Raw genomic sequence first — 3375 nt, 5'->3', positions numbered from 1 at the left:
ATAGACGAGAACGGTCATACCCGCGTGCTGTTCGGACACGACCACAAAAATATGCGGTTAGAAAAATGCCAGTCAGGCTTAACTGACTGGCATTAGCACCCTGTGAGGGTGCCCGTTTCTTGGGCTTTCCGTAGCCTAGGAGAGACTGTGAGAGAGCCTTAACACGAACTTACTGACAATCAGCTTATTTGTAAACCGGGAAGCGGCCACAAACTTCAGCGACTTTATCGAGCACTTGGGCTTCGACGCTGCTGGTGTCTTCGACTTTGGCCAGTACGTCAAGGATATCGCAAATCCAGCCTGCCAGCTGCGTACACTCCTCTTCACCGAAACCGCGCGTGGTGACTGCCGGGGTGCCGATACGCAGGCCAGAGGTAACGAACGGGCTTTGCGGGTCGTTCGGTACGGCGTTTTTGTTGACGGTGATGTGGGCACGGCCAAGGGCGGCATCCGCATCTTTACCAGTCACGCCCTGCTTGATCAGCGAGAGCAGGAACAGGTGGTCTTCAGTGCCGCCGGAAACGATGTCGTAACCACGGTCAATAAATACTTTTGCCATGGCTTGAGCATTCTTCACTACCTGCTGCTGGTAGGTTTTGAACTCGGGTTCCATGGCTTCTTTGAAGCAGATCGCTTTGGCGGCGATAACGTGCATCAGCGGGCCGCCCTGGCCACCGGGGAAGACTGCCGACTGCAGCTTCTTCTCGATGTCCGGGTTGTTCTCGGCTGAGAGAATCACGCCGCTACGCGGGCCGCGCAGGGTTTTGTGGGTCGTGGAGGTCACCACGTGGGCGTGGGGCAGCGGGCTGGGGTAAACGCCAGCAGCCACTAGACCGGATACGTGGGCCATATCCACCAGCAAGTAAGCGCCTACTTCGTCAGCGATTTCACGGAATTTCGCCCAGTCCACAATCTGAGAATAGGCAGAGAAACCGGCGATGATCATTTTCGGCTTGTGTTCACGGGCCAGGGAAGCGACTTGGTCGTAATCGATCAGGCCTTGCTCGTTCAGGCCGTACTGAATGGCGTTGTAGTGCTTGCCAGAGAAGTTGGGCTTGGCACCGTGGGTCAGGTGGCCGCCCGCGTCCAGGCTCATACCGAGAATGGTGTCGCCCGGTGTGACCAGCGCTTGGAAAACAGCGCTGTTGGCTTGGGAGCCAGAGTGCGGCTGCACGTTGACATAGGTCGCGCCGAACAGCTGCTTGGCGTAGTCGATGGCCAAGTTTTCAGCGATATCGACAAATTCACAGCCGCCGTAGTAGCGCTTGCCTGGGTAGCCTTCGGCGTATTTGTTGGTCAGCTGGCTGCCTTGCGCTTCTAGTACGCGGGGGCTGGCGTAGTTTTCAGAAGCAATCAGTTCGATGTGGGCTTCTTGGCGTGCAACTTCTTTTTGCATCGCGTCAAACAGCGCATCATCGAATCCGGCAATTGTCATATCGCGGCTGAACATCGGCGGGAACCTCGTTACGAAAGGATCATCATGGAGAAGCGAGGCGGCTATCATACCGCAGCCTGACGCGACTTTCATCGCATCCGCGTCAGGTGGTGCATGAGCATGTTTCATGTTGCCAGCCGAATCAAAAACCTGACCGACTGGACAACCACGCTATTTCAGCTCAAAGGTGAAGGTGAGCCGCTCGCTGCTGCTCATGGGGTTGAGTATGAATTGGTTAAGTATAAACGGATCGGGCAGCGCCACATTAACGGTCAATGATTGGGCTTTGCCCGCCATAATATCTACCAGGCCTACCATTAACTTCGTTACTTGTGGACCAAGCAGCGGCCCCAGCTGCCGGGCCTGAGCCCAGGCTTCAGACATCGCCTGCTCTTCGCTGATCCCCTCTTGGGCGGCCATTTCCGTTGCAATGCGCGGCAACATGCCTTCATCAGCGTAGGCCACCACGACGTTACCACCGTGCAAGGTGGCGGCTTCAAACAGTGCGGGGTTTTGCGTGGCCTGTTCGAGCGTAGCGCCTTTGGGCAGGCTAACCGGGAGATCCATTGAAAACTCAAGGCTACCCGCCCCGCTTAGATTTAAAAACCCTTCCGACGTGAGACGGTGGCGGCCACTCTCTTCACGCCATTGCGATTGGCTTTGGCCTTCAGCGCTTAGCCGCCCGGTGCCACCTGTTAGCACACGGTTGATGGCCTGCAGCTCTTCACGCTCGGCGGGCGGAACGAGGTGGATTAACTCGCCAAGATCAAACTCGGCACCACTGAAACCAGCCTCTCCTATATAACTGTTGCCTTTTACCCAGGCGTTTTCCAGCAGTACGCTCCACTCCTCGCCTATCAGGCTGAAGCCGTTTAGCTCGCCATGCTCCAGGCGCTCTTCCCCTGGGTGGTCGAGCCCTTCTAACGCCTCAAGGCGCATATCCGCCAGGGCTAAGGTGGCAGAGATGCCTGTTTCTAGGTCGTTTAGTTCACCGCTGATGCCTTGCATAGCCATCAGGCCCACGGCGGCGCTGCTCACTGCTTCTAGATCGAGGGAGTCAATAGAGAGGTAGCCAGCGAGCGCTTTGCTATCCAGCTCTGCCGCCAGTTCTTCGGCCATGCTGCCTTCTAACCGGAAGGTGATATCGCGCGCGTTTAACGCCTTGAGTACGCTGCCCTCTGCCTTGAAGGTTTCCAGTGCGGGCACGGCGGCCTCTGGTTCCATCAGCACCAGTTCGCCCACGCTGAGCACGGGGGTGTTCATGCCTACTTCGCTGATACTGAGGCCATCCAGCGTAATCGAATTAGGAGCGGCGTAATTGCCTTGCACACGGTAACGGGCGATGGAAAGTAAATCGCCGTTGGCGTAGGCAATCGCGACATCTTCCGCCACGTAACTGTTGGCTTCTTCCACTAGCTGCCCAATGGCCATGCTAGCGCCATCGCCTGCCAGCCTTGCTTGCAGATCTGCCTCTAGCTGCTGAACCGACGCATTCGCCGCCGCTGAGACAAAACAGAGCGATAGCCCCGCAACGCTTAACTTCACTAAGCAACGCGTCCGCATACCATGCCCCCCCTTAAGTGATACCTTCAGCATATCACCAAGCCACACCACCGCCATCTCAAGAAGAGGGGTGGATTGGTGAAGTAGTTATGGCGAGAAACTGCTGCAGGAGGGAGCGGGCATGCCAGTCTTTAGCGATAAACTACGGTGGGATGGAGCTTTAGCTCGCAATGATGAAGACACTGGTGCCTCGGCAGGCTAAGGGCGGCTGGCGCCGCCGTCGCCCAATAAATTGGCCTCCCACGGTGGGGGCACATTACTCGGGAATCGATCAGGCTTGTTGTAGGAAATGGGATGGACCCGTCCCTCTGTGCCAAGATGAAGAAGTACTTCATCTATCGTGTGCAGAACACTGACGGCATCTTGAAAGAGGATCC

Annotated in this window: 2 protein-coding genes; both read right to left on the bottom strand. The window is 56.7% G+C overall.

The annotated features are described in order from the left end of the window. Nucleotides 1-184: 184 nt before the first annotated feature. Nucleotides 185-1450, bottom strand: coding sequence for a serine hydroxymethyltransferase (gene glyA / locus ACIGG6_RS18200; RefSeq protein WP_399846533.1), 1266 nt, complete (start codon nt 1448-1450; stop codon nt 185-187). Between the two features lie 156 nt (nt 1451-1606). Continuing rightward, entirely contained in the window at nt 1607-2998 is a 1392-nt protein-coding gene (locus ACIGG6_RS18195; protein ID WP_399846531.1) for a hypothetical protein, read from the bottom strand. Between the last annotated feature and the right edge of the window lie 377 nt (nt 2999-3375).

Origin of the sequence: Vreelandella lionensis (genome assembly GCF_044543515.1) — a bacterium.
Taxonomy (GTDB): Bacteria; Pseudomonadota; Gammaproteobacteria; order Pseudomonadales; family Halomonadaceae; genus Vreelandella; species Vreelandella lionensis.
The sequence above is the reverse complement of the archived record's forward strand: the minus strand, read 5'-3'. Positions and strand labels throughout refer to the sequence as shown.